Here is a 23,359-nt window from a genome sequence, read left to right as displayed (position 1 = left end):
AAAGGGGAGTGCGACAGGGGGGAGAGGGGAGAAAAATTTCCCCGTCAGGGGGAGGTCATCTTTTTGACGGGGAGGAGAGCTCCCGCGCCATCCTCAGGCGCCACTGCAGGTCGTTCAGCGACTCCTGCGCCATGGTGCGCCATACCCCTTCCTTCCCTTCCTTCACGACCTTTTCCCAGGAGGCTGCCGCCTCCCGCATCTGCTTCAGCTGCAGGTGGAGCTCCCCCATACGGTAGAGGAGGTGGTCCGCGTTCTCCCCGGTCGCCCCTTTTACCCCCTGCCGGCACACCTCCAGCGCGCCGCGGCAGTCGCCGGCGGCGGAAAGGGCCTGCACCCGCCCGAAAAGGGCGTCGGAGGCGAGCGGCGAGGCGGGGGCCGCGGCGGCGAAGCGGGCGAGGGCGCGCTCGGCGCCCCGGTAGTCGCTGGCGGAGAGAAGCGCTTTCCCGAGATAGTAGTCGCTCTCTGCATGGACCGGGGGGGGGGAGCCTTTCGCGGAGAGGAAGCGCAGCCAGCCGGAGGTCTCCTTCAGGTTGCCGCGGTCAAAGGCGAGGCGCCCGAGGAGCTCCTTCATCCTCCCCGTCGCCGGGTGCGCCGGGTAGCGGGCCACGAAGGCCCTCGCGTTCCCCTCCGCCACGCTTTGCCTCCCCAGCGCCATGCCGTCCTCCACCAGGTGCTGCATGAGAAGGGGGGCGGCCTGGGCGGCGAAGGTGCGCTCGGCGAGAACGGCGAAGAGGTCGAGCTCGCGGGAAAGCTGGCCGCTGTCGTGGAAGGCCCGGGAGACCTTCGGGGCGAACTGCGGGTCCTGGAAGGCGCGGGAGAGGTAGTCGCGGTTCTCCGTCACGAGCTTCACAATCCCTTCGCGCCCCTCGCGCCCCCCGTCCTGCGCCAGGCCGTTGGTGAGCTCGTGGTAGGCGATGTACACCAGTTCCTCCCGCATGTTGCGGACGATGGTGACGAAGATCCCGCGGGGGTACATCTTCTCGTAGGTTGCGGCGTGCTCCAGCGCGTCCTGATACGGGCCGTAGAGCGCCTGCAAGAGGGCGACCTTGAAGAGCGCCTCGTCGCGCAGCGGCAGCGATGCCGCCTCGCTGGCGATAGTGCGGTACTTCTGCAGAAGGGGCTTCAAGCCGTCGCGCGGGATGGTGAACATTTCCCGGTCCGCGAGCTTCATGCGCGCGCTCGAAGCCGCGACGCTTCCGGGGAAGCGCTCCGCGACGAGCTTGTACAGGTGCAGGGCGATCTCCCCGTCCCCGTGGCGGGCGGTCATCTGGGCCAGGTGATTGATCAGTGCCGGCTGGTAGGCGTCGCCGGAGTAGGCGGCGATCAGCCGCCCCATGAGGTGGCGCCCGGCGAGGTACTCGCCGCTGCGGGCGAGCGCCTCCGCGTACTCCTCCGTAAGGGAGGGGACCTGCGCCAGGAACTCGGGGCAGAGGAGCTCCCCTTCCCGGTACGACTTCAGCGCGGCGTCGTAGCGCTCCATGAGGGAGTACGCCTCCCCGATGCGGTACGCCGCGAGCCCCTTCACCTGCCCTGTCTTCGCCAGAAACGGCGTCAGCACCTCGAGCGCCTCCGCCCCCTTCTCGCGGTACAGCAGCCCCTCGCCACCCTCGAACTGCTCCACCTCCGCAGGACTCAGGAGCTTCTGCAGTATCTTCCGGTCGGTCGGCGCAAAGGGGAGCGCGGAACGGGAGGGGGGAGTAAAGTCGCGCACGAAGCGCTCGGTGCCGGAGAGGATCGGCTCCCGCCCGGGAAGTATCTCCGGCGGGGGCGCCGTGGAGCTCTGCGGGCCGATGTCGAGGGAAAGGGAGAGGGCTCCGTAGTAGAGAGGGCGCACCGCGCCCCCCCCCTTCAGCGGAATCTCCACCTGCAGGTCCGGACCGTGCTGCGAGAAGTGCAGCCCGGAGAAGTACGGACCGGAGACCCCCCGCAGCTTCTTGAACGCGGGGGAGTCGGTCCCGGAGAACTTCAGCCGTCCCGCGGCAGGGAGGCGGCTCACCTGATAGGAGGGGGGCTCCAGAAAGTAGAGGGTGACCCTGGTGTATCCGGAGCGCGGCACGACCTTCACGCGCAGCAGACGGTTTTCTCCCTCTGCCTGCGCAGGGCGCGGGTACGCTCCCAGGAGCAGGATAAGGAGAAGCCACAGGTAGCGGCCGGGAAGAGGTAGTTGCCTATCGGTAAGCATGAGGTGGGTAAGGCAAAAGGCGTGCCGACGCTGGAGGAATGGGGATTTGCGCGGCAGCAAAGGGAAAAGGGGGGGGAGAAGCCCCCCTCTCCGGAAACGGCAGTCAAAAAAACCTCGATGACGATATTTTTTTGACAAAGGGTTCGGAAACCGCTCCGCAGGCGCTGTCGGGGCGTGTCACGGTCCGGGGGAGATGGGGAGAGGCCTCAGAACGGCGAAAGGACTTTTCCGAGCTTCGACTGGAGCTCCTCAGCGGTGAAGGGGTGCATGAGGATGCCGCGGGCTCCCGCCTTCATCGCCTTCATAAGGGAGGTGCGAGTCCACTGCGGCGCGCAAAGAAGAACGGAACCCCCTCCTTTGCCGACCAGCGGCACCACCTTGTCGCAGATCGCCAGATCCGGGTCCGCTGTCTGCCGCAGCGAGATCACCGCCGCCCTCACATCCGAGGCTGCGCAGAGGGCGGAGACGTCCGCCATGAGGGGGGCATCGATGAGCTCCAGGCCGCACGCCCCGAGGTGCCCCATGATCGTCCTGCGCTCCCCTTCGTCTGCTGCGAGGACGAGGACCGTCTTCGCAGGCTGCGGCTCCCCCCCCTCTTCCGGCGCTCCCTCCTGGGCCTCTTCGGCCGCTACCTCCTCCTGGGGCGCTGCCTCCTCCACCGGCTGGGGGTCGAAGAGTTCCGCGAGCGCGTGGGGGACCATGATGTCCACCCGGTTCATCTCCTGCCCGGCGATCTCCAGGGGGGCGCGGAACATGAGGTACCCTCCCTCCGGAAAGGGGAGCTCGTCGGTGAGCTCGTCCACCTCCGGCACGTACTTCTGCGGGGGGAGGAGTTTCAGGTGCACCTTCTGGGGGAGCTTCGGCTGGAAGATGGAGTTGAAGGAGCCGATGATCTGGTTGGCGATCTCGCCGAAGGCGTCGGTGTCGTCCGGCTCCTGGATGCAGAGCCGGCGCTTCTCCTGGATGCGCGCCGGCGGGATCCCGAGCAGGATCGAGCTCATGACGATGGAATCGGCGAGGGCGAAGATGAGGTAGAAGTGACCGGGGTAGGCCTCGCGGGACTCTACCCCCACCACATACAGCGCATCGTCCATCCCCCCGAGGTAGCTCTTGCGGTCCGTGTTGAGGACGTCCGAGGGCTGGACAGACATCGGCTGTCCGAGCAGCATGCTGCTCTCCTCGCTCGCCTGCGTCATGGCGGCATCGAGCATCTCCTGTAACTTTTGATACGCCATGGAGAACCCGCTACCCTTCCTTCTGCAGTTTCAGCCCGACCAGGAAGCGCTCACCCTCGTTTATGAAGGGGATGATGACGCACTCGCTCTCGGACATGGAGTTGATGGTGTAGTCCTCCCCGGCGATGACGGTCGGGATGGAGAGGTTGATGTCCAGCCCCCCCTTGGAGAGGATCTGCTTCACGTAGCCGCCGAGCATGTTGGCGATCTCGCCGAGGGCGTCGTTCACGTCCTCGCCCACATCGTCGACATCCATCCCGAGCATGTTGGAGGTGATGCGCAGTGCGAACGGCTTCGGGCAGTGGATGGAGAGGATCCCGGTATAGGTCCCCGCCAGTCCCACCATCCCGGTCACGCTGCAGTGAAAGGAGGTGACAGGCTCCTTCAGGGGGTAGGAATCCTGCAGTTCCATCATCACCATGGTGTTGAACACCTCTTTCGTGGCGTTGATGACGTAACCGGCGAGATCCTCCTCCTCGATGCTGACGGCTTCGCAAATCGTCTTGTTGAGGGTCATAACAGTCCTCCGAGCTTCTCATGGAGCTGGTCGGGGGTGAAGGGCTTCTTGATGGAATCGCTGGCGCCGTTGGTGAGCGCCTCCTTCAGGATGTCCTCGCCACCCTCCGTGGTAATCATCACGATGGGAACCTTGCTCCCCTTCGCCCGGACGCTCTTGATGAATTCCAGACCGTCCATGTTCGGCATGTTGATGTCGGAGAGGATAAGGTCGATGGTCTTCCCCTCCATGGCGTTCAGCCCCTCGATGCCGTCCCCTGCCTCGTAGATCTCGTCCACCGCGAGACCTGCCTGGCGCAGGCTGCGGGAGATGATCTTCCTCATTGTGGAGGAATCGTCCACAATCAATACGTTGCCCATGCTCTCCTCCTTCATAGCTGTCGATTGCCCCCGGGGTCCCGGGCGGCTGCTTGTTTTGGTGCCGGCAGCCGCCGCGGCGCCCTCGCTCCCGGCGCGCCGTCAGGTGCGGCTTCTTGGAAGCTAATCGGCGGCTGTGCCGGAAACTTTAGTCAATTACCGTTCGCTTCGTTCCCCTCCAGCGGGATGCGCACCGAAAAACGGCTCCCCCCGCCGCTCTGGCTCTCCACGCTGATGCTACCCCCGTGCGCCTCCACTATCGCCTTGCTGATGGTGAGCCCCAGCCCGGTCCCCTTGAATCCCTGGGCCGACGAGGAACGGTAGTACTTGTTGAAGATGAGAGGGAGCTCGTCCTGGGCGATACCGATGCCGGTATCCTTCACCTCCACTACCAGATCCTTCTCCTCCACCGCGCTGTGCACGGAGATCGATCCGCGCCGGGGGGTGAATTTGACCGCGTTTCCGATGAGGTTCGCAAAGACGCGGCCGATCTGCTTCCCGTCCAGCCTGAGCACGGGGAGGTCGTGGGTGATGACCTTTTCAAAGGAGGAGCCGTGCACCTGGGCGTCGCGCGCACCGTCGCTGCAGCACGCCTCGAGAATCCCGCCGAGGTCGCAGGGACTCTTGTCGATTTGCAAAAGACCCGCCTCGAGCCGGTAGGCGTCGAGGACGTCGTCGATCATGGCGAGCATCTTCCCGGCGCTCTTTTCCATCTCCTGCACGCACAGGTGCAGGGTCGGATCGATCCTCTCCTCCTTTTGCGCCGTGAGGGTCTGGATGTAGCCGGTGATGACGGTGAGGGGGGACTTGAGGTCGTGGGTCATCATCGCTACGAACTCCTCGCGCTGCCGCATCTCCTGGCGCACGGCGGTGATGTCCCGAAGCTCGTACATCTCCCCCGCCGACCCGTTGTCCCCCAGCGGGGTGGAGTGCACAGCCACGATGGCGCCGTCGACACTCATCTCCACAGGGATGTCCCTGCAGTTCTCGCTCAGCATCCGGTAGATGTGGGTGCGCAGCGGGAGCATGTCCACCCTCCTGCCGACGACCTCCCCCCGGGGTACCTGGAGTATCTCCTCCGCCCTGCGGTTCAGGAGCACGATCGTCCCCGTCTGGTCCGTGTACACGACTCCACTGTCGACCTTTTCCAGGAGCATCGCGGCCACAGCATCTCCTTGCGCGCTCATACAAGACCCTCCTCGTTACCTGATGTTCGCTGTCGCTTATCGGATGCGGCATCGGGAGCTTGAGCCTTAAAGCGTTATGCCAGATGAAGTTTACCAGAAATTAAGTAAGGTCCCATGAGGAGGAGGGTGCTGCTCCTTCATTGGGTGTGGGGGGATCCGGAGAAGGGGAGGGGGTGCCGCTGGGGGAAGGGTAAGAGCTCCAGCTTACGGCTAGGCGTGCTGACAATGTAGGCCGGATAAGCGGTAGCGTTTCCGGCATTCGCTGCCGCGCGGCTGCGTCGGTGGTGGAGTGCCGGGAACGCCTGGCGGCTTATCCCGGCCTACATTGACCACATTGACGCGCGAGGCTCAAACCCCATCACAGGGTGAAGCTGCTACAGCTCGCACTCGATGGTGTAGCCGACCTGGGCGGGGCGGAATGCGCCGGGGAGGTCGCGCTCCAGACGCGCGGCTGCGCTGAATCCGGTGCAGTGGCCGCCGCAGACTTTCCGCACTCCGTAAGCGCGCAGCGCCTTCACCGTCCCCTCAAGCTGCTGTGCGGAGGAGAACGCGAGGTGGCAGCCGCCGATGATCCCGTACACCTCGGCCACACCGGTGCGCTCGCGGGCGAGTTCGATGGTGTTCACGACCCCCGCATGGCAGCAGCCGAGGAGGAGGAGAAGCCCTTTGCGCGTCACCAGGACGAGGGACTGGTCGTCCGGCACGGTGTCGCGCTCGACGCCGGCGGCATCGCAGCAGAGGGAGGGATCCCCCTCCTCGAAGGGGGTGCGGCGCGGAACTTCACCGGTGCAGTAGAGCCCGGGGAGGAGCTCGCGAAAATCGCGCTCGAGGGAAAAGGTGGCGCCAAGGCCGGCGAGAAAGTCGCGACTGTAGGGAATCCCCACGGAGCGGCACTCACCTTCGTGGATGGTATAGCGGGGGGTGAAAAGGGCGGGGTGGGCGATGAGCTCCTTGCGGCCGCAGCTTTGCAGGAGGGGATAGAGGCCGCCGGTATGGTCGTAATGGCCGTGGGAAAGGACGACGCGCTCGACGCGCCGCAGATCGAGATGCATGCGCTGGGCGTTGTGCAACAGCGTGAGGCCTCCTCCGCTGTCGAAGAGGAGCATTTCGCCGCCGCACTCCAGGAGGGCACAGAAGCCGTTTTCGCCGAGCGTCCCGGAGAGGCGCCCTGCGCTGTTCTCACATATGACGGTGATGCGGCATTTCATGCTCCCTCCGATCTGCCGAAAAAGGTGACTCTTCCAGCTTTAGGGAGGTATCATCTTTCGCCGCCCCTGTCGAGACCGGCGACGCAGAATATGGGCAATTGACTACAGCGGGGCGTGCCCCATAAGGAGCTCCGCCACCTTCGCTGCCACATTGGCGGTAAGGGCCTGGCAACCGCTCTTGCCGTTGGCGGTAATGCTCCTGCAGCAGGTGGTGCGATATTCCGCTTTGAACCAGGTATGAAGATCGGTGGTCAGCTTTGCCACAGCCTTTCTGTCGCCGGACAAAACAAGACCGAAAGCAATGGTACCGCCGGAAACCGCTCCGCAAAGGCAACCGGAGGCGGAACCCCCGCCGAATCCGCTGGCAAGCCGCACCACATGATCCGGAGTCTCGGGGGAGAAACGCTCCCTCACCGCGGCGAGGACCGCCTCTGCACAGTTCATCTTACCGGAACGAAATAAGGCATCTGCCCGTGCGCCGACCCGGGCCACTACGTCATTAATCTCACCTGCCGCCAGCCTGCTGAACATCTGCTTCTCCAGCCTCCTTGCCGTCTCCGGTTTTGTAGCTGCCCCCGTGCATCAGCGCTCTGCTCAGGGGCTTAGACGGGGGCCAAGATTACACGTTGCAGAGATGGCGGTAAAGCATTTTCCCGACGTAAACATTTAAATTCCTGTCATTGTTTCTGCCTCACACCCGCCGGCGCCTGCGCTTGCCAACTCCGCACTCGCAACAGCTAGATGCCATTGTGACACCTATCCCATGTGGTAACGTTACGCTCTGAAGCTCAATGGGGGGGTGCACAATGGATCTTAGCCTCATGCACAGCGTCGGGAATCTGAAATTGCTCTCCCTGCACAAGGTGGCCTTCCTCTGCTCGCGCCACTGTCCTGCGGCTGTCAGGGAGAGAGCAGTCGCGTGGGCGGCGCGGGAGAGGGAGCGCGGCACCTGCGTCCTCTCAGGATTCCATTCGTCGATTGAAAAGGAGGTGCTGCAGCAGCTGCTGAAAGGGACCCAGCCCCTCGTCGTGGTCCTTGCCAGGGGGTTCGGCAGGGCGCTCCAGGAGGACTTCGACGTGCCGCTCGCGGAGGGGCGCCTGCTCCTCCTGACCCGCTACGCAGAGAGCGTCACCCACGCCTCGGAGGAGTCGTGCTACCAGCGAAACCGCCTGATGATCGAAGTTGCGGAGGAGACCGTCGTAGGGTACGCCGCCCCCGGCGGAAAGCTGGAGAGACTGGTACGTGACTTCGCCGCTCTCAAGCCGATCCACTTTCTCGAGGAGCACTCGCCTCCTGCCCCATCGACTGAGCCTCCGAAGCCCCTTCCCGCCGACCTTATTTCTTGACAGATCTGCGCAAGCTGTGCTACCAGACCGCAGATTAAGCACTCAATTTCCCAAGCCAGGTGAGGAGTCTCGACCATGCAAAACAGCCGATCCAGTCAACTTTTTCAAAAGGCGCAGCAATCGATCCCCGGTGGGGTTAACAGCCCCGTGCGTGCCTTCAGGTCGGTAGGCTCCGACCCCCTCTTCATCAAGAAGGCCCTCGGTCCCCGGATCTTTGACGAGGACGGCAACGGCTTCATCGATTACGTCGGCTCCTGGGGTCCGATGATCCTCGGCCATTGCCACCCCCAGGTCGCGGCCGCCGTGAAAGCTGCAGTCGACAGCGGCTGCTCCTTCGGCGCCCCGACCGAGCTTGAGATCACCCTCGCCGAGATGGTTATCGCAGCGGTCCCCTCCATCGAGATGGTGCGCATGGTGAGCTCCGGCACCGAGGCGACCATGAGCGCCATCAGGCTCGCCCGCGGCTACACCGGCCGCGACAACATCATCAAGTTCTCCGGCTGCTACCACGGCCACTCCGACTCTCTTCTGGTGAAGGCCGGCTCCGGCGCCGCCACCTTCGGGGTACCCGACTCCCCGGGGGTACCGGCGGACTTCGCACGCCACACACTCACCGCCACCTATAACGACCTCGACTCGGTGCGCGCCCTCATCGCGGAGAACAAGGACACCGTCGCCTGCATCATCGTGGAGCCGGTCGCGGGGAACATGGGAACCGTTCCGCCGCGTGAGGGATTCCTCGAAGGGCTGCGTGAAGTGTGCACCCAGGAAGGAATCGTACTGATCTTCGATGAGGTCATGTCCGGCTTCCGCGTCGCCTACGGCGGAGCACAGGAAGTGTACGGGGTCACCCCCGACATGACCACCCTCGGAAAGATCATCGGCGGCGGTCTGCCGGTGGGCGCCTTCGGCGGGAAGAAGGAGATCATGAGCCTCCTCTCCCCGGCAGGTGGCGTGTACCAGGCGGGCACCCTCTCCGGGAACCCGCTGGCTATGACGGCGGGGATCGAGACGCTGAAACTGCTGCAGCAGGACGGGTTCTACCAGAAGCTGGAGGAAAAGAGCGCATTCGTGGCACAGGGGATCGCCAAGGCAGCGCAGGACGCCGGGGTGCCGATCTATTCCACCCGCGTCGGGAGCATGTTCTGCGCCTTCTTCTCCCAGAACCCCGTGTACGACTGGGAAAGTGCCGCGGCCTGCGACACCGCCGCCTTCGGAAAGTACTTCCGCGCCATGCTCGGCGAGGGCGTGTACCTTGCTCCCTCCCAGTTCGAGACCGCCTTCGTTTCCATCTCCCACACCGAGAAGGACCTGGAAGATACCATCGCGGCAGCTGCGCGCTGCTTCAAGGCGCTGTAACTGATTGAACGATGAAGGTAAAAAGGCGGCGTCCCTCTCCGGGGCGCCGCCTTTTTTTGGTTCTTCCAACCGCTGCCTGGGGTCCCCCTCCCTTGACGGGAGGGGGACAGGGGGTGGGTGAAGCTGCCATCTGCTGGAATGGTGGCACCTTCCCCCCCACCCTGTCCCTCCCCCGCAAGGGGGGAGGAGAGGACGTCCTGCACCCGGCTCTTCTGTTCACGATCCCATGATTTTCTTCCGCAATGCCTGCACCTTGAAAGCGAGCGCCCCTTTTTCCGCGACCTGCTGCAATTCCTTCATCCCGCCGCTCAGCTTGCTACCACGGTCTTCCGCATAGATGAAGGCGACCACCTCCCCGTCGATGAGGAGTGGGAGGAAAAGGACCGTCTGCGGCACCTCCCCGCCGAGCTTCTCGAGGAGGCGCGTGTCGATGCATTCCTGCGGGAGTTCCCCCAGGTAGAAGTGCTTCTCCTGGACCGCCTTCTGGAGGAAGGGGAGCCTGGAGAGGTCCGCGACGTACCCGCTGAAGCCATCGATCTCGCACCCCTGCGAAATGGCGCGCACCCCGGCAACGCTCCCGCTGCGAAGGATCAGGAAGGCCGCCCGGCGGTACTCCCCCGTGAGGTAGTCAAGAAGCGCCGTCACCACGTCGCGCCGCTCCTTCACCTCGGCGAGCCGCTCGCACAGGGCATGGAAGGAGACCCGCCATTCCTTCCCTCCGGGGGCGACGGAGCCGCAGGTCGCAGCGCCCTTCCCCTCGGCACCTTCCCCTTCGGTCTGGGCGATGTACCGGGACCGCAGCCCGCCGGCAACGGGAATGTAGCGCACTTCCCTCTTGATGCCGTAGTAACGCTCCAGCGCCATGGAGAGACTGAGTTCGGTGGCGACGCAGGGGACGATCACCAGACCGGTGACGAAGCCGATTTCCTCTATCGCCACGAAGTCGCTCGGATCAACCATCGCCAGGGTCAACCTCTTGTTGTTCAGCGCGACCGGCAGCACGCGGTGCTTGATCACCAGCTCACGCGGCACCAGCGCGACGACTTCCTGCGACACGCTGTTCAGCGCGCTCCCGTCCACGCAGGTGACACCGAGTTTCTCGTGCAGCAGGCGGACAAGGTCCCGCTCCTCGATGAGCCCCATCTCCACGAGATTGGTGCCGAGCCTCCCGCCGAACGCCGCCTGCGAGCGCAACACCTCCTCCAATTGGGACGGGGTGAGCATCCCCGCATGCAACATCATCTCGCCAAGTCTCACAGCCATGAAGCACCTCCTCGAGCGCCTCTGGATTGGGAATCTTGCCAACCGCAAGTTTATCAAAGGAGAAATGTGGCACCATAAAATATTTTAATGGAATTCCAACTTCGGCTCTCTCACGGAGCGCCGGACAGGGGTATGACAACAGGGGCGGAGCCTTGCTTGACGCGGGGCGCCGCCTTGCCTCATAATCAAAAACGATTGACAGTACAGCTGTTACTGTGCTATTTAGCCTAGGTTTTCTTCCGCCCCTTTAACAAAGGGTGGCATGGGAGCAGACATGGATGAGGAAAAGAAGAGCCTGCTGAAGACTCTTGGGATGGTCTCCACCATGGGGATCTCGTTCGCGGTGGCGATAGCCATCGGGGTCTGGGCAGGGCTGAAACTGGACGCGTGGCTTGGAACAAAGCCGTGGTTTTTCTTCATCTTTCTGTTTTTCGGCATTGCGGCCGGCTTCCGCAACATCTACATAATAGCCGGAAAAGAAATGCGCAGTGACGGAACGGATGAAGATAAACGAGGATAACATTTTCCCGGTTCTGGTAGCCGGGACGCTCATAGTTACAGCAGCAGTGAGCGCACTTTCAGCGTTTGTGGCATCCGGAAGGTTCGCACTTTCGGTCCTCGCGGGAGGGGTGCTCGCAACAGCAAACTTCTGCTGGCTCCGCGCGGGGCTGGCGGCGGTACTCGGGATGGCCGAAGGGCCTGCTGCCCGCTTCGCGGTGATGAGGTACCTGCTGCGGCTCGCCATCGTGGGACTTCTGCTGTACGTACTGGTCGTACCCCTCAGGGCCGATGTCATCGGCCTCCTGCTGGGGCTCTCGATCCTGGTTTTGACACTGATCACGTTTTCCCTATATATCTGCACCCGTAAAGGAGGCTAGCCGCAATGGTTCACCCGTATTTATTTCTCCAGCCCGCCCGCGAGATCCTGGAGCCGCTGCACGTATCTGAGGCGGGGGCTGATGCCATCGCCTATACCTGGCTCATCATGATTGCCCTGGTGGCGGTGTCGGTGATCACCACCTCCGCACTCAAGTCTGTCCCCTCCGGGATGCAGAACTTCATGGAAGTCGTGGTCGGCGGGATTGAAAACATGCTCAACGAGACGATGGGAGAGCACGGCAAGCCGTACTTCATGCTCATCGCCTCGCTGGCCCTCTTCATCCTGGTCTCCAACCTGATCGGCCTGATCCCGGGCTTCTATCCGCCGACCGCCAACATCAACACCACTGCGGCCCTGGCCGTGGTCGTGTTCATCACCACCCACATCGTCGGCGTCAAAGAGCACGGCGTGAAATACGTGAAGCACTTCATGGGGCCGATCATCTGGCTTGCCCCGATGATGATCTTCATCGAGGTGATCGGCCACCTGAGCCGCGTCATCTCCCTCACCCTCCGTCTCTTCGGTAACATGAACGGCCACGAGATGGTTCTGATCATCTTCTTCGGTCTGGCTCCGTTCCTGGTACCGGTACCGATGCAGCTCATGGGGGTTCTGGTTTCCTTCATCCAGTCCTTCGTCTTCATGCTGCTCGCCATGATCTACATCCAGGGCTCCCTGGAGCACGCGCACTAAATTTGACGACTGCGGAGGGGCCGCACGGTCCCTCCGATAAAATTTCAATTCCTATACTGTTTAGGAAAAATCAAACCCACAGAAGGAGAAGTAAAGATGAACTTTTTCACTTGGTGCATCATCGCAGCAGGCTTCGGCATGGCAATCGGTACCCTCGGCACTGCAATCGGCCAGGGCCTCGCAGTAAAGAGCGCTGTTGAAGGCGTTTCCCGCAACCCGGGCGCTTCCGGCAAGATCCTCACCACCATGATGATCGGTCTCGCGATGATCGAGTCCCTCGCGATCTACGCGCTGGTTATCTGCCTCATCATCCTCTTCGCTAACCCCTACACTGCAACCGTTCTGCAGAACCTGGGCGCTGTAGCGAAGTAAGTAACGCCTCCAGCTTGCTGGTATAAAGGGATGGGTCTCGCGACTCATCCCTTTTTTTATTCCTCTTTCTCGAGCCTTTTCCCTGCCTTGACTTTTGCCAGGCCGTATGGAACCATTCCGCCCATGAAGATCATCGCCGACCTGCACACCCACACCGTCGCCTCCGGGCACGGCTACTCCACCGTCAACGAGCTCGCCCAGGCCGCAGCAGAAAAAGGGCTGCAGGCTCTAGCCGTCACCGACCACGGCCCGGCCATGCCGGGGGGCCCCCACCGCTACCACTTCATGGCCATGCGCTTTATCCCCCGCTCCATAGCCGGCGTCAGGATCCTTCGGGGAGTGGAGGCGAATATCCAGGACGTGCAGGGGGGGCTGGATCTGGAGGACGAGATCCTGGAGTCACTCGATTTCGTTATGGTCGGACTGCATGAGAGATGCGGATATGAGGAGGGGGGGATGGCGCGCAACACGGAGGCGGTCCTCGCTGCGATGGAGAACCCGCGGGTGCGCTGCATCTCCCACCCGGGAAACCTCCTCTACCCACTCGATTACGAGGCTATCGTGCGCGGCGCGGTGGCAACGGGGACGGCCCTGGAGCTCAACAACTCGTCTCTGGGGCCGAGCAGGAAGGGGAGCTGCATGAACTGCCGGGAGATCGCCAGGCTCTGCGCAAGACACGGGGCGCCGCTCCTCATCGGCAGCGATGCCCACATCGCCCAGGGGGTCGGCATTTTTGACGATGCCGTGCAGATGGCGGTGGAAGAAGGGGTCCAGGAGAGCCAGGTGATGAATGCCTCGCTGGAGAGGCTTCTGGTTTTCCTGGGGCTGGAGGGGTAGACATCAGCTTGTGCCGGAAACGCTTCGCTTATTCCGGCCTACATGTACACGCCGTCACAGTGAGATGCCTGCGGCGGGTTTTTGACAGCAGCTGCAGTGCGCAAACAGAAAAAGGCCCCGGGAATGACACCGGGGCCTTTTTCTGTTTATGGAGATCAGGAGATCAGGTTCTAGCTGTGCTCGCTCGTTGCCTGGAAGGTGAGATCCTTCCAGTTCTCCATGGTGTTATCCAGGCGCCACTGGCTCCCGGCCAAGTAGGCGAGCTTCCCTTCCCCGTCGGTATAGAGGCTCATCGCCTCCCTCTTCTGGAATTCATCGAGCTTTTTCCTGTCGCCGCTCACCCAGCGCGCCGTGACGTAGGAGACCGGTTCGTACACGGCCTTCACGCCGTACTCATGCTCCAGGCGGTGCATGACCACGTCGAACTGCAGCACACCCACCGCTCCGACGATCCAGTCGGCGCCCATCAGGGGGCGGAAAACCTGCGTCGTCCCTTCTTCCGCGAGCTGCACCAGCCCCTTTTCCAGCGCCTTTGACTTCAGCGGATTCAGGATGCGCACCTTCCTGAAGTGCTCCGGAGCGAAGTTGGGGATTCCCGTGTACCTCAGGTCCTCCCCCTGCGTGAAGGTGTCGCCGATCTTGATCGTCCCGTGATTGTGGATGCCGATGATGTCGCCGGCATACGCCTCGTCCACGTTGGTGCGGTCCTGCGCCATGAAGATCGTGGCGTTGGCGATCTGCACCTCGCGCCCGAGCCGGAGGTGCTTCACCTTCATGCCGCGGGTGAATTTGCCGGAGCAGATCCGGAAAAAGGCAATGCGGTCGCGATGCGCCGGGTCCATGTTGGCCTGTATCTTGAAAGTGAAGCCCGTGAACGGCTCCTCGTACGGAGAAACGGTGCGGGAAGCGGACTCACGCGGCAGAGGCGCGGGGGCGTTCTCCACGAAGCTGTCCAGGAGCTGCTGGACCCCGAAGGTGTTGATGGCGCTGCCGAAGAAGACGGGGGTCTGCAGCCCGGCGAGATACGCCTCAGCCTCAAACGGGTGCGCGGCCGCTTCCAGGAGTTCCACGTCGGCGCGCAGCTCGTCGACCTGGCTCCCGAGAAGCTCGTCGAGCCGCGGGTCGTTCAGACCGCTCAGCGAAATGACCTCACCGACGCCATGGTGAGCCTCCGGGTCATAGACGGTCAGTTCGCCGCTGTAGAGATGGTAGGTCCCGCGGAAACGTTTACCCATCCCCACCGGCCAGGTCATCGGCGCGCACTGGATCCCGAGATTGCTCTCTATGTCGTCCAGAAGCTCCAGCGGCTCGCGCCCTTCACGATCGAGCTTGTTGATGAAGGTCATGATCGGGGTATGACGCAGGCGGCACACCTCGAGGAGCTTCTTCGTCTGGCTCTCCACCCCTTTCACGGAGTCGATGACCATGAGGACGGAGTCGACGGCGGTAAGGGTGCGGTAGGTATCTTCGGAAAAGTCGTTGTGGCCCGGAGTGTCGAGCAGGTTCACCTCGTAGTCCCGGTAGGTGAATTTCATGACGGAGGAGGTGACGGAGATGCCACGCTGCTTCTCCATCTCCATCCAGTCACTGGTCGCGTGACGCGCCGACTTCCTCGCGCGAACCTCCCCCGCCTGCTGTATCGCCCCTCCGAAGAGGAGGAGTTTTTCGGTAATAGTCGTTTTACCCGCGTCCGGGTGGCTGATGATGGCGAAGGTACGCCTCTTTTCGATCTCCTCGCGGTAGCTCACTACTGACGACTCCTTGCTTAAAAAACGCTGGACAAAAGAAAGGCGAAGAGGGTATCTTCGCCGCTAAAACTGCCCAATAATCGCATGCCTGCCTCAAAAGGGCAATGATTTTTTTCCCAGGATAGACCATATGGACGAAGACTACCAGCGGTTCCAGATTGCCGGCGAGACAGAAGACAGCGCCCGCATTCTCTCGATCCTCAGCGCGATACAAGAAGGAAAATTGAAGAACGACCTGAGACTGGTGAACTACTTCCACGAGGTTCCCCTGAGCTACGCGGCGACCGTCGTCTCGGTCGCTCCCGGCGCTGTGGAGCTCGAGGTGCACCAGCACCAGGCCGTGGCGATATCCCTCGCGAAGCTCACGGTGCTGAAGAGCAGCCACTTCCCGCAGGACGTCATCGCCTCCGTCGTCGACGTGAGCGTGAAGCACTCCCTGGTGCGGATGAACCGCTTCGCCTTCGGGATCCTGCGGGCCGAGCGGCGCATGTCGGTGCGGGTGCGGCTCGACGACCACATCCGGGCCGACTTCTCCTCCCCGGACGAGCAGGCTTCGGGGACCCTCGAGGACATGTCGCTGAGCGGCGTCTCCGTGGTGATCGACGGGACGTCCCGCCCCTTCGCCGGAAGCGTCAAGGGCGATCTCACCGTGGAGCTACCCACCGGCACCGTAACTGTGCAGGCTTCCCTCCTGAAGCTCCGCCAGGTGCCCAAGGGGTGGCGCGCCGTCTTCCAGATCAGCGCCGGACGGGTGGAGGAGGAGTCGATCGCGAGATTCATCATGCAGCGCCAGGTTGCGATCATCAGGGAGCTCAAGGACCACCCAGAACTGAAGCGCTCGGCATGACATGCTCATAGACACCCACTGCCATCTCGATGACCCGTTGCTGAAGGAATCGCTGCCGCTCCATCTCCAGAGGGCGAGCTCAGCGGGAGTCATCGCCTGCGTCATACCCGGGATCGCGCCGGCCGGGTGGAAGGCAATCCTCTCCCTCTCCCGCGACTGCGACGCTGCCCCCCGCCTCTTCCCCGCCTTTGGGGTGCACCCCATGAACGCCCACCTGCTCGACCAGAAAGCTCTCTGGGAACTGGAAACTCTCGCCCCCTCCGCAACCGCGATAGGGGAAATAGGGCTCGACTACAGCGAAGGGATGCCGGCCAGGGAGGTGCAGCAGCACGCCTTCCTGACGCAGCTGCGCCTCGCGCGGCGACACGACCTTCCGGTGCTGATCCACTGCCGCAAGGCCTTCGGAGACCTTCTCGAGCTGCTGCGCGGGGAGGGGGTGGCGCAATACCGCGGTGTCATGCACGCCTTTTCCGGCAGTGTCGAAACCGCCCTCCAGTGCGTCAAAATCGGCCTCGCCATCTCCGTCTGCGGCACCATTACCTACCGGAATGCCGTAAAGCCGGTTGCGGTGGCCGCCGAAATCCCGCTGCAGCACCTCCTCATCGAGACAGACGCCCCCGATCTCCCCCCCGAGCCGCACCGCGGCGAGACGAACCTCCCGGAAAACCTGCGCCTTACCGCCCGGCATCTTGCTTCGGTCAAAGGGGTGACAGAAGAGGAAGTGGCGCACGCAACGACGCAGAACGCAAAAAGCCTCTTCCGCCTCCCCCTCTAGCGCCTCCGTTCAGATGTCTACACTCCATTTTCCGCACAGTTAGCCCCCTCACTCCCCATCTCTCCACCATTGACGCCCACACCCGGACGGATATACTTTCCTGCGTCAGCGCACCCTTTCAGGAGGTGGACGCCATGGGAAGAGAATACACGGTGCAAGAGGCTCTCAAGCTCGCCATCGAAGCGGAAAAGGACAGCATGGAGTTCTACAGGAAGGCCCGAATGGTGACGAAGGATGAGAGGTCGCGGCGGGTATTCGATCTCCTGGCGACAGAGGAGATGGAGCACCTGCACGCCTTTCTGAACGAGTACCAGGGGGGTGAGGCGCAGGGGGTGGCGAACTTCCTGAAGGTGCCGACGCCGCGGCGCTCCCCGACGCATGTGGCGCTGCAAAAGGCGTTCACCCCGGACATCCAGGAACAGAAAGCGCTGGAGATCGCCCTGCAAAAGGAAAAGGCGTGCGTGGAGCTGTACAGCATGCTGGCAAGGGATGTGGTCGACCCCCTCGTGCGGCGCATCTTCGAGGCGGTGGTCAGGGACAGCCAGGGGCATTACGACATCATCGAGGACGAGTATATGCGGGTGATGCGGATGGTGGACCGCTCCGATCAGGATACCTACGTGCGGGAGTGAAACTTCAAATCCCCCCTGTCCCCCCTTCGCAAAGGGGGGAACGTGAGGGGTCGTGCAGCGGTCGTGAAAACATATCCCCGGGGTCCGGCGGAATCACTGATACCCCGAACCAAGAACAAAAAGGCGCCCTGGTCAGCAGACCGGGCGCCTTTTTCATTCTTCTGTAGATGCCGTCAGGCGGTGTACTCGGCGTAGTACCCTTTCACCTTCCTGAGGTAATCTCTCGTTTCCCTGGGGAGAGTGCCGGTGCTTCTTTCCAGGTTCCCGGGCCCCCAGTTGTAGGCGGCGAGCGCGGAGTCGACGTCGCCTCCGTAGCGCTGCAGGAGGTCCTTCAAAAATCTCGTCCCCGCCATGACATTCTGCTCGGGGTCAAACGAGTCGCGCACCCCGAGCATCTTCGCGGTGGAGGGCATGAGCTGCATAAGCCCCTGCGCCCCGGCCGACGACACGGCTCGCGGGTTGAAACCGCTCTCGGCCTTGATGACCGCCCGGATCAGTGCGCGGTCGACGCCGTAATGGCGCGAGGCCTTCTCTATGACGTCGTCGGCGCCGGTGGCCGCCCCTCGGCCGGCTCCGGGGTCTATCCCCTCTACAATCCCCTCGGCCGGCGCTTCTCCCGACTCCCCGACGGCGCTGGCGACGGACCCGCCGGTCTCGCCCTTTGCCAGATTGGCCAGAAAGTTGTCCAGCGCCCTCATGGTGGCACTCGGGGCGGCGGCCTTGTTCGTCCCGCCGTCGTTGCCGAGGGCTAGCGCACTGCCCAGCATCTTCACCCGCAGGATCTCCGCCGCGAGCTCCGGATTCGCCTTCCCATCGCTGCCGCGCCCCGCAGACTCCAGCGCTTCCTCGAACTGCGCAGCGGAAGGGGTCGTGTGCCCCTTGGGCTGCGTTACGTCAAAAGTCTGCCGTGGCTCGATGGGGTTTATTGACATGATGCCGGGGACCTCTTTCAGGCCGACGGCGAGGAGGGGGGATCACCGTAGACCAGCTTTTTCTTTTTGAGCTTCTCGATGAGGGTGGTGCGCTTCAGATTCAGGAGCTCAGCCGCCTCTTTCTTGTTCCCGCCGCTCTTTTGCAGGGCCTGCAGGATCAGGCGGTTCTCGAACTCCTCGACGGCGCTGTTGAGACAGAAGCCGGCTTCGGGGAGGACCACCTGCTCCGTCCTTGCAACACTCCTGCCACCACGATACTTCTCCGGGAGGTCGTGCGCCGTGATGATGCCGCTCCCCTTGATGATCACCAGGCGCTCCACCAGGTTTTCGAGCTCACGCACGTTACCCGGCCACTCGTAACCCATGAGGAGGTCCATGACCTGCTTGTCGAAGCCGGTGACCTTGCGCTGCTTGCTGCGGTTGAACTTCTCCAGAAAGCTGTTCAGAAGGAGCGCGATGTCGGCCTCCCGCTCCCTGAGCGGCGGCAGGTGGATCGGAATGACCGAGAGGCGGTAGTAGAGGTCCTCGCGGAAAGCCTTTGAGGCGACCATGCTCTCCAGATTCTGGTTCGTCGCGGCGATGATGCGGACGTCCACCTTTTTCGGCCTCGTGGCGCCGACCGGCTCCAGCTCCCGGTTTTGCAGCACCCTCAAAAGCTTCACCTGCAGGTTCGCCTTCATGTCCCCGATCTCGTCGAGGAAGAGGGTCCCCTTGTCCGCCATTTCGAAGCGGCCGATGCGGGTCGCCACGGCGCCGGTGAAGGAGCCCTTCACGTGGCCGAAGAGTTCGCTCTCCAGGAGGTCATCCGGGATCGCGGCACAGTTCACCGCCACGAAATTCTTGGAGGAGCGGTTGCTGAGGTCGTGGATGGCGCGCGCCACCAGCTCCTTACCGGTCCCCGACTCACCCTGGATGAGGACGGTCGAGTCGGCGGTGGCGACCTTCTCCACCATCTCGAAAAGAGAGAGCATCTTCTCGCTTTCGCCGATGATGTTGTTCAGAAGCGCCCGGTTCTTTATGCACGGCTTCGAGCGGAAGCTCTTGCTCTGCAGCGCCTGGTGCTCCAGGCCGCGCTTCACGTGCGTTTCCAGGTCTTCCAGGTTGAAGGGCTTCTCTAGGTAGAAGAAGGCGCCCGCCTTCAAAAGATTGGCGGTCATCTCGAAGTTTGCGAAAGCACTGTATGCGATGGTGACGATTTCCGGGCGCACAGACTTGAGCTGCTTGATGAACTCCAGGCCGTTGACCCGGGGCATCATGATGTCGGTGATGACCATCTGCACGTCGTTTAGCTCGATCTTTTGCAGGGCATCCTGCCCGTCGAACGCCTGGAAAACCTGGTACCCCTTGTAGCTCAGGAAGGCAGCCACAAAGTCCCGGGTCTTCTTGTCGTCGTCCGCGATCAGTATTCTCGGTGTTTCCATCATCACTCCGATTTCGGATTAAAGTTGCTTGCGCTCAAACCGATACAGGATCATAGCGCGCCACAAACTATAGCGGGATCGGACGCCAATGTCAATAAAATGACGTGATCCATGACACCGTTTCTGAATTTTTGTTGCGCGCATTTTGACGCCTCGTCAAATAGTTACCGCTGTGCCTCCCGGACCGGCGGAAAGATTTTGCTTCAACAATTTCGGCTCAAAGCCGATAGGTATCTTTAGTACGTACCCGTGCGGAAGAATTACCATTTCAGGAGGTCGCCATGCAGACCGCGCTTAAGGTAAAGGGAGAGGAGTCGGTGGGGGAGCTGATCCAGCTCGTCAGCTTCAACCTCGAGAAGGAAGAATACGGCATCAACGTGCTGATGGTAAGGGAAATCATCCGCATGCTCAATATCACCCGGGTCCCCAACACCCCCCACTACGTGGAAGGTGTCATTAACCTTCGCGGCAAGGTCATCCCGATCATCTCGCTGCGCCGCAAGTTTGACCTGCCTGAGGCAGAGTGGGACAAGCGCACCCGCATCATGGTGATGGAAGTCATGGGGGAGCTCATGGGGTTCATCGTGGACGAGGTCTCCGAGGTGATCCGTATCTCCGAAAAGGAAATCCAGCCTCCCCCTCCGGTGGTCTCCACCGGGATCGAGCAGGAGTGCATGGCCGGCGTCATCAACCAGGCGGAGAGGCTCCTCGTCCTTCTCGACCTGGAGAAGATGTTCTCCGCGGATGAGCGCCGTATGTTCGGTTCGGTCGCCTAGCTGACGCCTCTGGGAGCGAAGACATGTCTATTGAATGCGAAGATCAAGAGCTGTTGGAAGGTTTCCTCGCGGAGACCACAGAGCTTTTGGAAAAACTTGACGACGATCTGGTGACACTGGAGAAGACCCCCTCCGATGCGGACCTCCTGAACCGGATCTTCCGATCGATCCACACGGTGAAGGGCGCCTCGAGCTTCCTCGGCTTCGACCAGCTGGTGAAAGTCACCCACAAGACCGAGGACGTGCTGAACCGCCTGCGCAAGGGGGAGCTTACCGTCGACCCGGAGATCATGGACGTGATCCTCGAGGCGGTGGACCTGGTGAAGACCCTGGTGAACGACATCAAGCAGGGTGAGATGGTGGAGCGGGAAATCGAGGGGACGATCGCGAAGCTCCTCCCTTTCCTGTCGGAAGGGGCTGGAGAAGCGAAGGTCCTCGCTGCCGCTCCCGCCACACCGCCAGCGCCGCCGGCGCCGGAAGTTGAGGCCGCCGCTCCGGCATCGCCCGCCGAGGCCGCACCTGCCGCTCCGCCCGCCGAAGCGTCCGCTCCGGCACCGGCTGCAGCAGCCGCACCCGCCCCTGCAGCAACCGCTGCTCCCCAGGGAAAGACACCGGCGCCGGAAGCGCCCGCCGTCAAAAAGCCCGCACCGGCCCCTGGAGCCCCGAAAGGGGAGGAGCTCGCCGACAACTCCACCGTCAGGGTAGATGTCAAAAGGCTGGACGACCTCATGAACCAGGTGGGGGAGCTTGTCCTGGAACGAAACCGCATGGTGCAGCTCTACGCCGATTACCAGGCGGGGCTGGACGAGACCGGCTTCAGCGACGACTTCGGCAAGCTCTCCAAGCGCCTCAACTTCGTCACCTCGGAGCTGCAGATGCAGGTCCTCAAGATGCGCATGCTGCCGGTGGAGAAGGTGTTCAAGAAGTTCCCGCGCATCGTGCGCAACCTGGCGCGCGACCTCGGCAAGGAGGTCGACCTGCAGATCATCGGTGAGGAGACCGAGCTCGACCGCTCCGTCGTGGACGAGATCGGCGATCCGCTCATCCACCTGATCCGCAACGCCCTCGACCACGGGCTGGAGACCCCCGAGGAGCGGCTCGCGGCCGGCAAGGAGCGAAACGGCACAGTCGTTCTCTCAGCTGCCCACGAGGGGAACCAGATCGTCATCAGCATAAAGGACAACGGCCGCGGCATCGATCCTGAGAAGGTCTCCAGGAAGGCGCTGGAAAAGGGGCTGGTCACCGAGAGCGAGCTCGCCGGCATGGGGCAGCGGGAGATCCTCGATCTCCTCTTCCTCCCCGGCTTCTCCACCAAGGAGAAGGCGACGGACCTCTCCGGGCGCGGCGTCGGGATGGACGTGGTGCGCACCAACATCCGCAAGCTGAACGGCATCATCGAGATCAAGAACGATGTGGGGAAGGGAAGCGAATTCATCCTGAAGCTCCCCCTCACCCTCGCCATCATCCAGTCCCTCCTCGTGGAGGTGGAAGGGGAGGTGTACTCCGTACCGCTCGCCTCCGTCATCGAGACGCTGAGGGTCGAGGAGGCCGACTTCCACATCATCGGCGGGCAGGAGGTCCTGAAGCTCAGGGACTCCGTCCTGCCACTCCTGCGGCTGCAGAAGATCTTCGGCTCCAGCAGGAAAGCGTTCAGCAGCACCGAGAAGAGCACCTGCTATGTGGTCATCGTTGGGATTGCGGAGAAACGTATCGGACTGGTGGTTACCAGGCTCCTCGGGCAACAGGAGGTTGCCATCAAGAGCCTCGGGAAGTTCCTGGCCAACCTGCCGGGTATCGGCGGTTCCACCATCATGGGTGACGGCAGGGTCGCACTGATCGTCGACCCCATGGGGCTTGTAGGGGACGGCGAGTCTACCGGCGCACGCATATCAGTCTGAGGGGACGATAATGACACCGGAAACAAAAGCGCTGGAACAGAAAGGTATCTCCCTGAAGATCTCCGACAAGGACTTCGAGCAACTCAGGGACTACATATATAACGTCTGCGGGATCTATTTCCACAGCACGAAAAAATATTTTCTGGAGAGCCGCCTGTCACGGCGCCTGGAGGCGACCGGCTGCAGGAGCCACAGCGACTACTATCAGTATCTGAAAAGCGGAACGACCGGCGGTGTGGAACTCAGGAAGCTTCTGGACGAGGTAACCACCAACGAGACCTGTTTTTTCCGCAACCCCCCGCAGCTCACCGCACTGGAGAACAAGTTCCTGCCGGAGATCGTGGCACAGAAGGGAAAGATCGGCTTCAAGAAGCTGCGCATCTGGAGCGCCGGCTCCTCCTCCGGGGAAGAGGCGTACACCATGGCGATGATCCTCCTGGAGAAGCGCAGCACGCTCCTGAAAGACTGGATCATAGAGATCGTGGGGACCGACATCAACGAGACGGTCATCGCCCAGGCGAAACTGGGGGTGTACAACAGCTACTCGGTCCGCAACACCCCCGACTACTACCTGAAGAAGTACTTCAAGGAGGAGACCCCGGGGAAGTTCCACCTCGCCCCCGAGGTGAAGCGGCTCGCCAACTTCTCGCAGCTGAACCTTTACGACGACAACAAGATGCTCTTCATGAAGAGCTTCGACTTCATCTTCTGCGCCAACGTGCTCATCTACTTCGACACTGCGAGCAAGAGCAAGGTCGTGCAGCATTTCTACAACAACCTGCAGCCGTACGGCTACTTCTTCGTGGGGCAGTCCGAATCGCTGCACGGGGTCAACGACAAGTTCAAGACCGTCCACTTCCCAGGTGGCTTTACCTATAACAAGTGAGGATGATGG

General features: G+C 62.3%; 24 protein-coding genes. 13 read left to right on the top strand and 11 right to left on the bottom strand.

Translation table 11 applies throughout. The features are described from left to right. Positions 1-55: 55 nt before the first annotated feature. From LPW11_RS09040 to LPW11_RS09010, 7 genes are all read right to left on the bottom strand, one after another. Positions 56-2,182: a tetratricopeptide repeat protein gene (locus LPW11_RS09040; protein WP_230997795.1), complete on the bottom strand. Its 2,127-nt coding sequence runs from the start codon at positions 2,180-2,182 to the stop codon at positions 56-58. 206 nt (positions 2,183-2,388) lie between these two features. Then, positions 2,389-3,417, bottom strand: coding sequence for a response regulator (locus LPW11_RS09035; protein WP_230997794.1), 1,029 nt, complete (start codon positions 3,415-3,417; stop codon positions 2,389-2,391). A gap of 10 nt (positions 3,418-3,427) precedes the next feature. Then, complete coding sequence (locus tag LPW11_RS09030; protein ID WP_230997793.1) at positions 3,428-3,934, bottom strand: chemotaxis protein CheX; 507 nt, start codon at positions 3,932-3,934, stop codon at positions 3,428-3,430. Next, positions 3,931-4,293 carry a response regulator gene (locus tag LPW11_RS09025; RefSeq protein WP_230997792.1) on the bottom strand — a complete coding sequence of 121 codons (363 nt, stop codon included), beginning with the start codon at positions 4,291-4,293 and terminating at the stop codon, positions 3,931-3,933. Before LPW11_RS09025 ends, LPW11_RS09030 begins: the two co-directional genes overlap by 4 nt. A gap of 149 nt (positions 4,294-4,442) precedes the next feature. Next, a complete protein-coding gene (locus tag LPW11_RS09020) occupies positions 4,443-5,477 on the bottom strand; it encodes a sensor histidine kinase (protein ID WP_230997791.1) in 1,035 nt (344 codons plus the stop codon). 374 nt (positions 5,478-5,851) lie between these two features. Beyond that, entirely contained in the window at positions 5,852-6,685 is an 834-nt protein-coding gene (locus tag LPW11_RS09015; RefSeq protein WP_230997790.1) for an MBL fold metallo-hydrolase, read from the bottom strand. 102 nt (positions 6,686-6,787) lie between these two features. After that, on the bottom strand, positions 6,788-7,216 hold the full coding sequence (locus tag LPW11_RS09010) for a C-GCAxxG-C-C family protein (protein ID WP_230997789.1): 429 nt from the start codon (positions 7,214-7,216) through the stop codon (positions 6,788-6,790). Positions 7,217-7,491: 275 nt separating this feature from the next. Between LPW11_RS09010 and LPW11_RS09005 the strand changes: the two genes are divergently transcribed. After that, the gene (locus LPW11_RS09005) at positions 7,492-8,031 is read left to right on the top strand and encodes a DNA-processing protein DprA (RefSeq protein WP_230997788.1); all 540 of its coding nucleotides are present in this window, start codon (positions 7,492-7,494) and stop codon (positions 8,029-8,031) included. 75 nt (positions 8,032-8,106) lie between these two features. Continuing rightward, the gene (gene hemL, locus LPW11_RS09000; RefSeq protein ID WP_230997787.1) at positions 8,107-9,390 is read left to right on the top strand and encodes a glutamate-1-semialdehyde 2,1-aminomutase; all 1,284 of its coding nucleotides are present in this window, start codon (positions 8,107-8,109) and stop codon (positions 9,388-9,390) included. 216 nt (positions 9,391-9,606) lie between these two features. Here hemL and LPW11_RS08995 read toward each other — a convergent pair whose 3' ends face one another. Beyond that, entirely contained in the window at positions 9,607-10,653 is a 1,047-nt protein-coding gene (locus LPW11_RS08995) for a general secretion pathway protein GspE (protein WP_230997786.1), read from the bottom strand. A gap of 274 nt (positions 10,654-10,927) precedes the next feature. Between LPW11_RS08995 and LPW11_RS08990 the strand changes: the two genes are divergently transcribed. From LPW11_RS08990 to LPW11_RS08970, 5 genes are all read left to right on the top strand, one after another. Then, a complete protein-coding gene (locus LPW11_RS08990) occupies positions 10,928-11,173 on the top strand; it encodes an AtpZ/AtpI family protein (protein ID WP_230997785.1) in 246 nt (81 codons plus the stop codon). Then, positions 11,154-11,531: an ATP synthase subunit I gene (locus tag LPW11_RS08985; RefSeq protein ID WP_230997784.1), complete on the top strand. Its 378-nt coding sequence runs from the start codon at positions 11,154-11,156 to the stop codon at positions 11,529-11,531. Before LPW11_RS08990 ends, LPW11_RS08985 begins: the two co-directional genes overlap by 20 nt. Positions 11,532-11,536: 5 nt before the next feature. After that, positions 11,537-12,226: a F0F1 ATP synthase subunit A gene (gene atpB, locus LPW11_RS08980; RefSeq protein ID WP_230997783.1), complete on the top strand. Its 690-nt coding sequence runs from the start codon at positions 11,537-11,539 to the stop codon at positions 12,224-12,226. 96 nt (positions 12,227-12,322) lie between these two features. After that, positions 12,323-12,598: an ATP synthase F0 subunit C gene (atpE, locus tag LPW11_RS08975; RefSeq protein ID WP_230997782.1), complete on the top strand. Its 276-nt coding sequence runs from the start codon at positions 12,323-12,325 to the stop codon at positions 12,596-12,598. A gap of 123 nt (positions 12,599-12,721) precedes the next feature. Continuing rightward, positions 12,722-13,435, top strand: coding sequence for a phosphatase (locus tag LPW11_RS08970; protein WP_230997781.1), 714 nt, complete (start codon positions 12,722-12,724; stop codon positions 13,433-13,435). A gap of 170 nt (positions 13,436-13,605) precedes the next feature. Here the strand turns inward: LPW11_RS08970 and LPW11_RS08965 are convergent, their stop codons facing one another. Continuing rightward, complete coding sequence (locus LPW11_RS08965; RefSeq protein WP_230997780.1) at positions 13,606-15,183, bottom strand: peptide chain release factor 3; 1,578 nt, start codon at positions 15,181-15,183, stop codon at positions 13,606-13,608. A 130-nt stretch (positions 15,184-15,313) separates the two neighbouring features. Between LPW11_RS08965 and LPW11_RS08960 the strand changes: the two genes are divergently transcribed. From LPW11_RS08960 to LPW11_RS08950, 3 genes are all read left to right on the top strand, one after another. Next, complete coding sequence (locus LPW11_RS08960) at positions 15,314-16,030, top strand: PilZ domain-containing protein (RefSeq protein WP_230997779.1); 717 nt, start codon at positions 15,314-15,316, stop codon at positions 16,028-16,030. Position 16,031: 1 nt separating this feature from the next. Beyond that, the gene (locus tag LPW11_RS08955) at positions 16,032-16,805 is read left to right on the top strand and encodes a TatD family hydrolase (protein WP_230997778.1); all 774 of its coding nucleotides are present in this window, start codon (positions 16,032-16,034) and stop codon (positions 16,803-16,805) included. A gap of 134 nt (positions 16,806-16,939) precedes the next feature. Next, positions 16,940-17,437 carry a ferritin family protein gene (locus LPW11_RS08950; protein ID WP_230997777.1) on the top strand — a complete coding sequence of 166 codons (498 nt, stop codon included), beginning with the start codon at positions 16,940-16,942 and terminating at the stop codon, positions 17,435-17,437. Positions 17,438-17,610: 173 nt separating this feature from the next. Here the strand turns inward: LPW11_RS08950 and LPW11_RS22400 are convergent, their stop codons facing one another. Next, positions 17,611-18,369 (bottom strand): lytic transglycosylase domain-containing protein, encoded by a 759-nt coding sequence (locus tag LPW11_RS22400; protein ID WP_331001607.1) that lies wholly within the window; start codon positions 18,367-18,369, stop codon positions 17,611-17,613. A gap of 17 nt (positions 18,370-18,386) precedes the next feature. Next, positions 18,387-19,790 carry a sigma-54-dependent transcriptional regulator gene (locus tag LPW11_RS08940; protein WP_230997776.1) on the bottom strand — a complete coding sequence of 468 codons (1,404 nt, stop codon included), beginning with the start codon at positions 19,788-19,790 and terminating at the stop codon, positions 18,387-18,389. 281 nt (positions 19,791-20,071) lie between these two features. Between LPW11_RS08940 and LPW11_RS08935 the strand changes: the two genes are divergently transcribed. The 3 genes from LPW11_RS08935 to LPW11_RS08925 are packed head-to-tail and all read left to right on the top strand — an operon-like array spanning position 20,072 to position 23,350. Beyond that, the gene (locus LPW11_RS08935; RefSeq protein ID WP_230997775.1) at positions 20,072-20,566 is read left to right on the top strand and encodes a chemotaxis protein CheW; all 495 of its coding nucleotides are present in this window, start codon (positions 20,072-20,074) and stop codon (positions 20,564-20,566) included. A gap of 23 nt (positions 20,567-20,589) precedes the next feature. Further along, positions 20,590-22,464 (top strand): chemotaxis protein CheA, encoded by a 1,875-nt coding sequence (locus tag LPW11_RS08930; protein ID WP_230997774.1) that lies wholly within the window; start codon positions 20,590-20,592, stop codon positions 22,462-22,464. Between the two features lie 10 nt (positions 22,465-22,474). Beyond that, on the top strand, positions 22,475-23,350 hold the full coding sequence (locus tag LPW11_RS08925; protein WP_230997773.1) for a CheR family methyltransferase: 876 nt from the start codon (positions 22,475-22,477) through the stop codon (positions 23,348-23,350). The last annotated feature ends 9 nt before the right edge of the window (positions 23,351-23,359 follow it).

Origin of the sequence: Geomonas sp. RF6 (assembly GCF_021044625.1) — a bacterium.
GTDB lineage: Bacteria > Desulfobacterota > Desulfuromonadia > Geobacterales > Geobacteraceae > RF6.
This window is presented reverse-complemented; position numbering and strand designations above follow the sequence as displayed.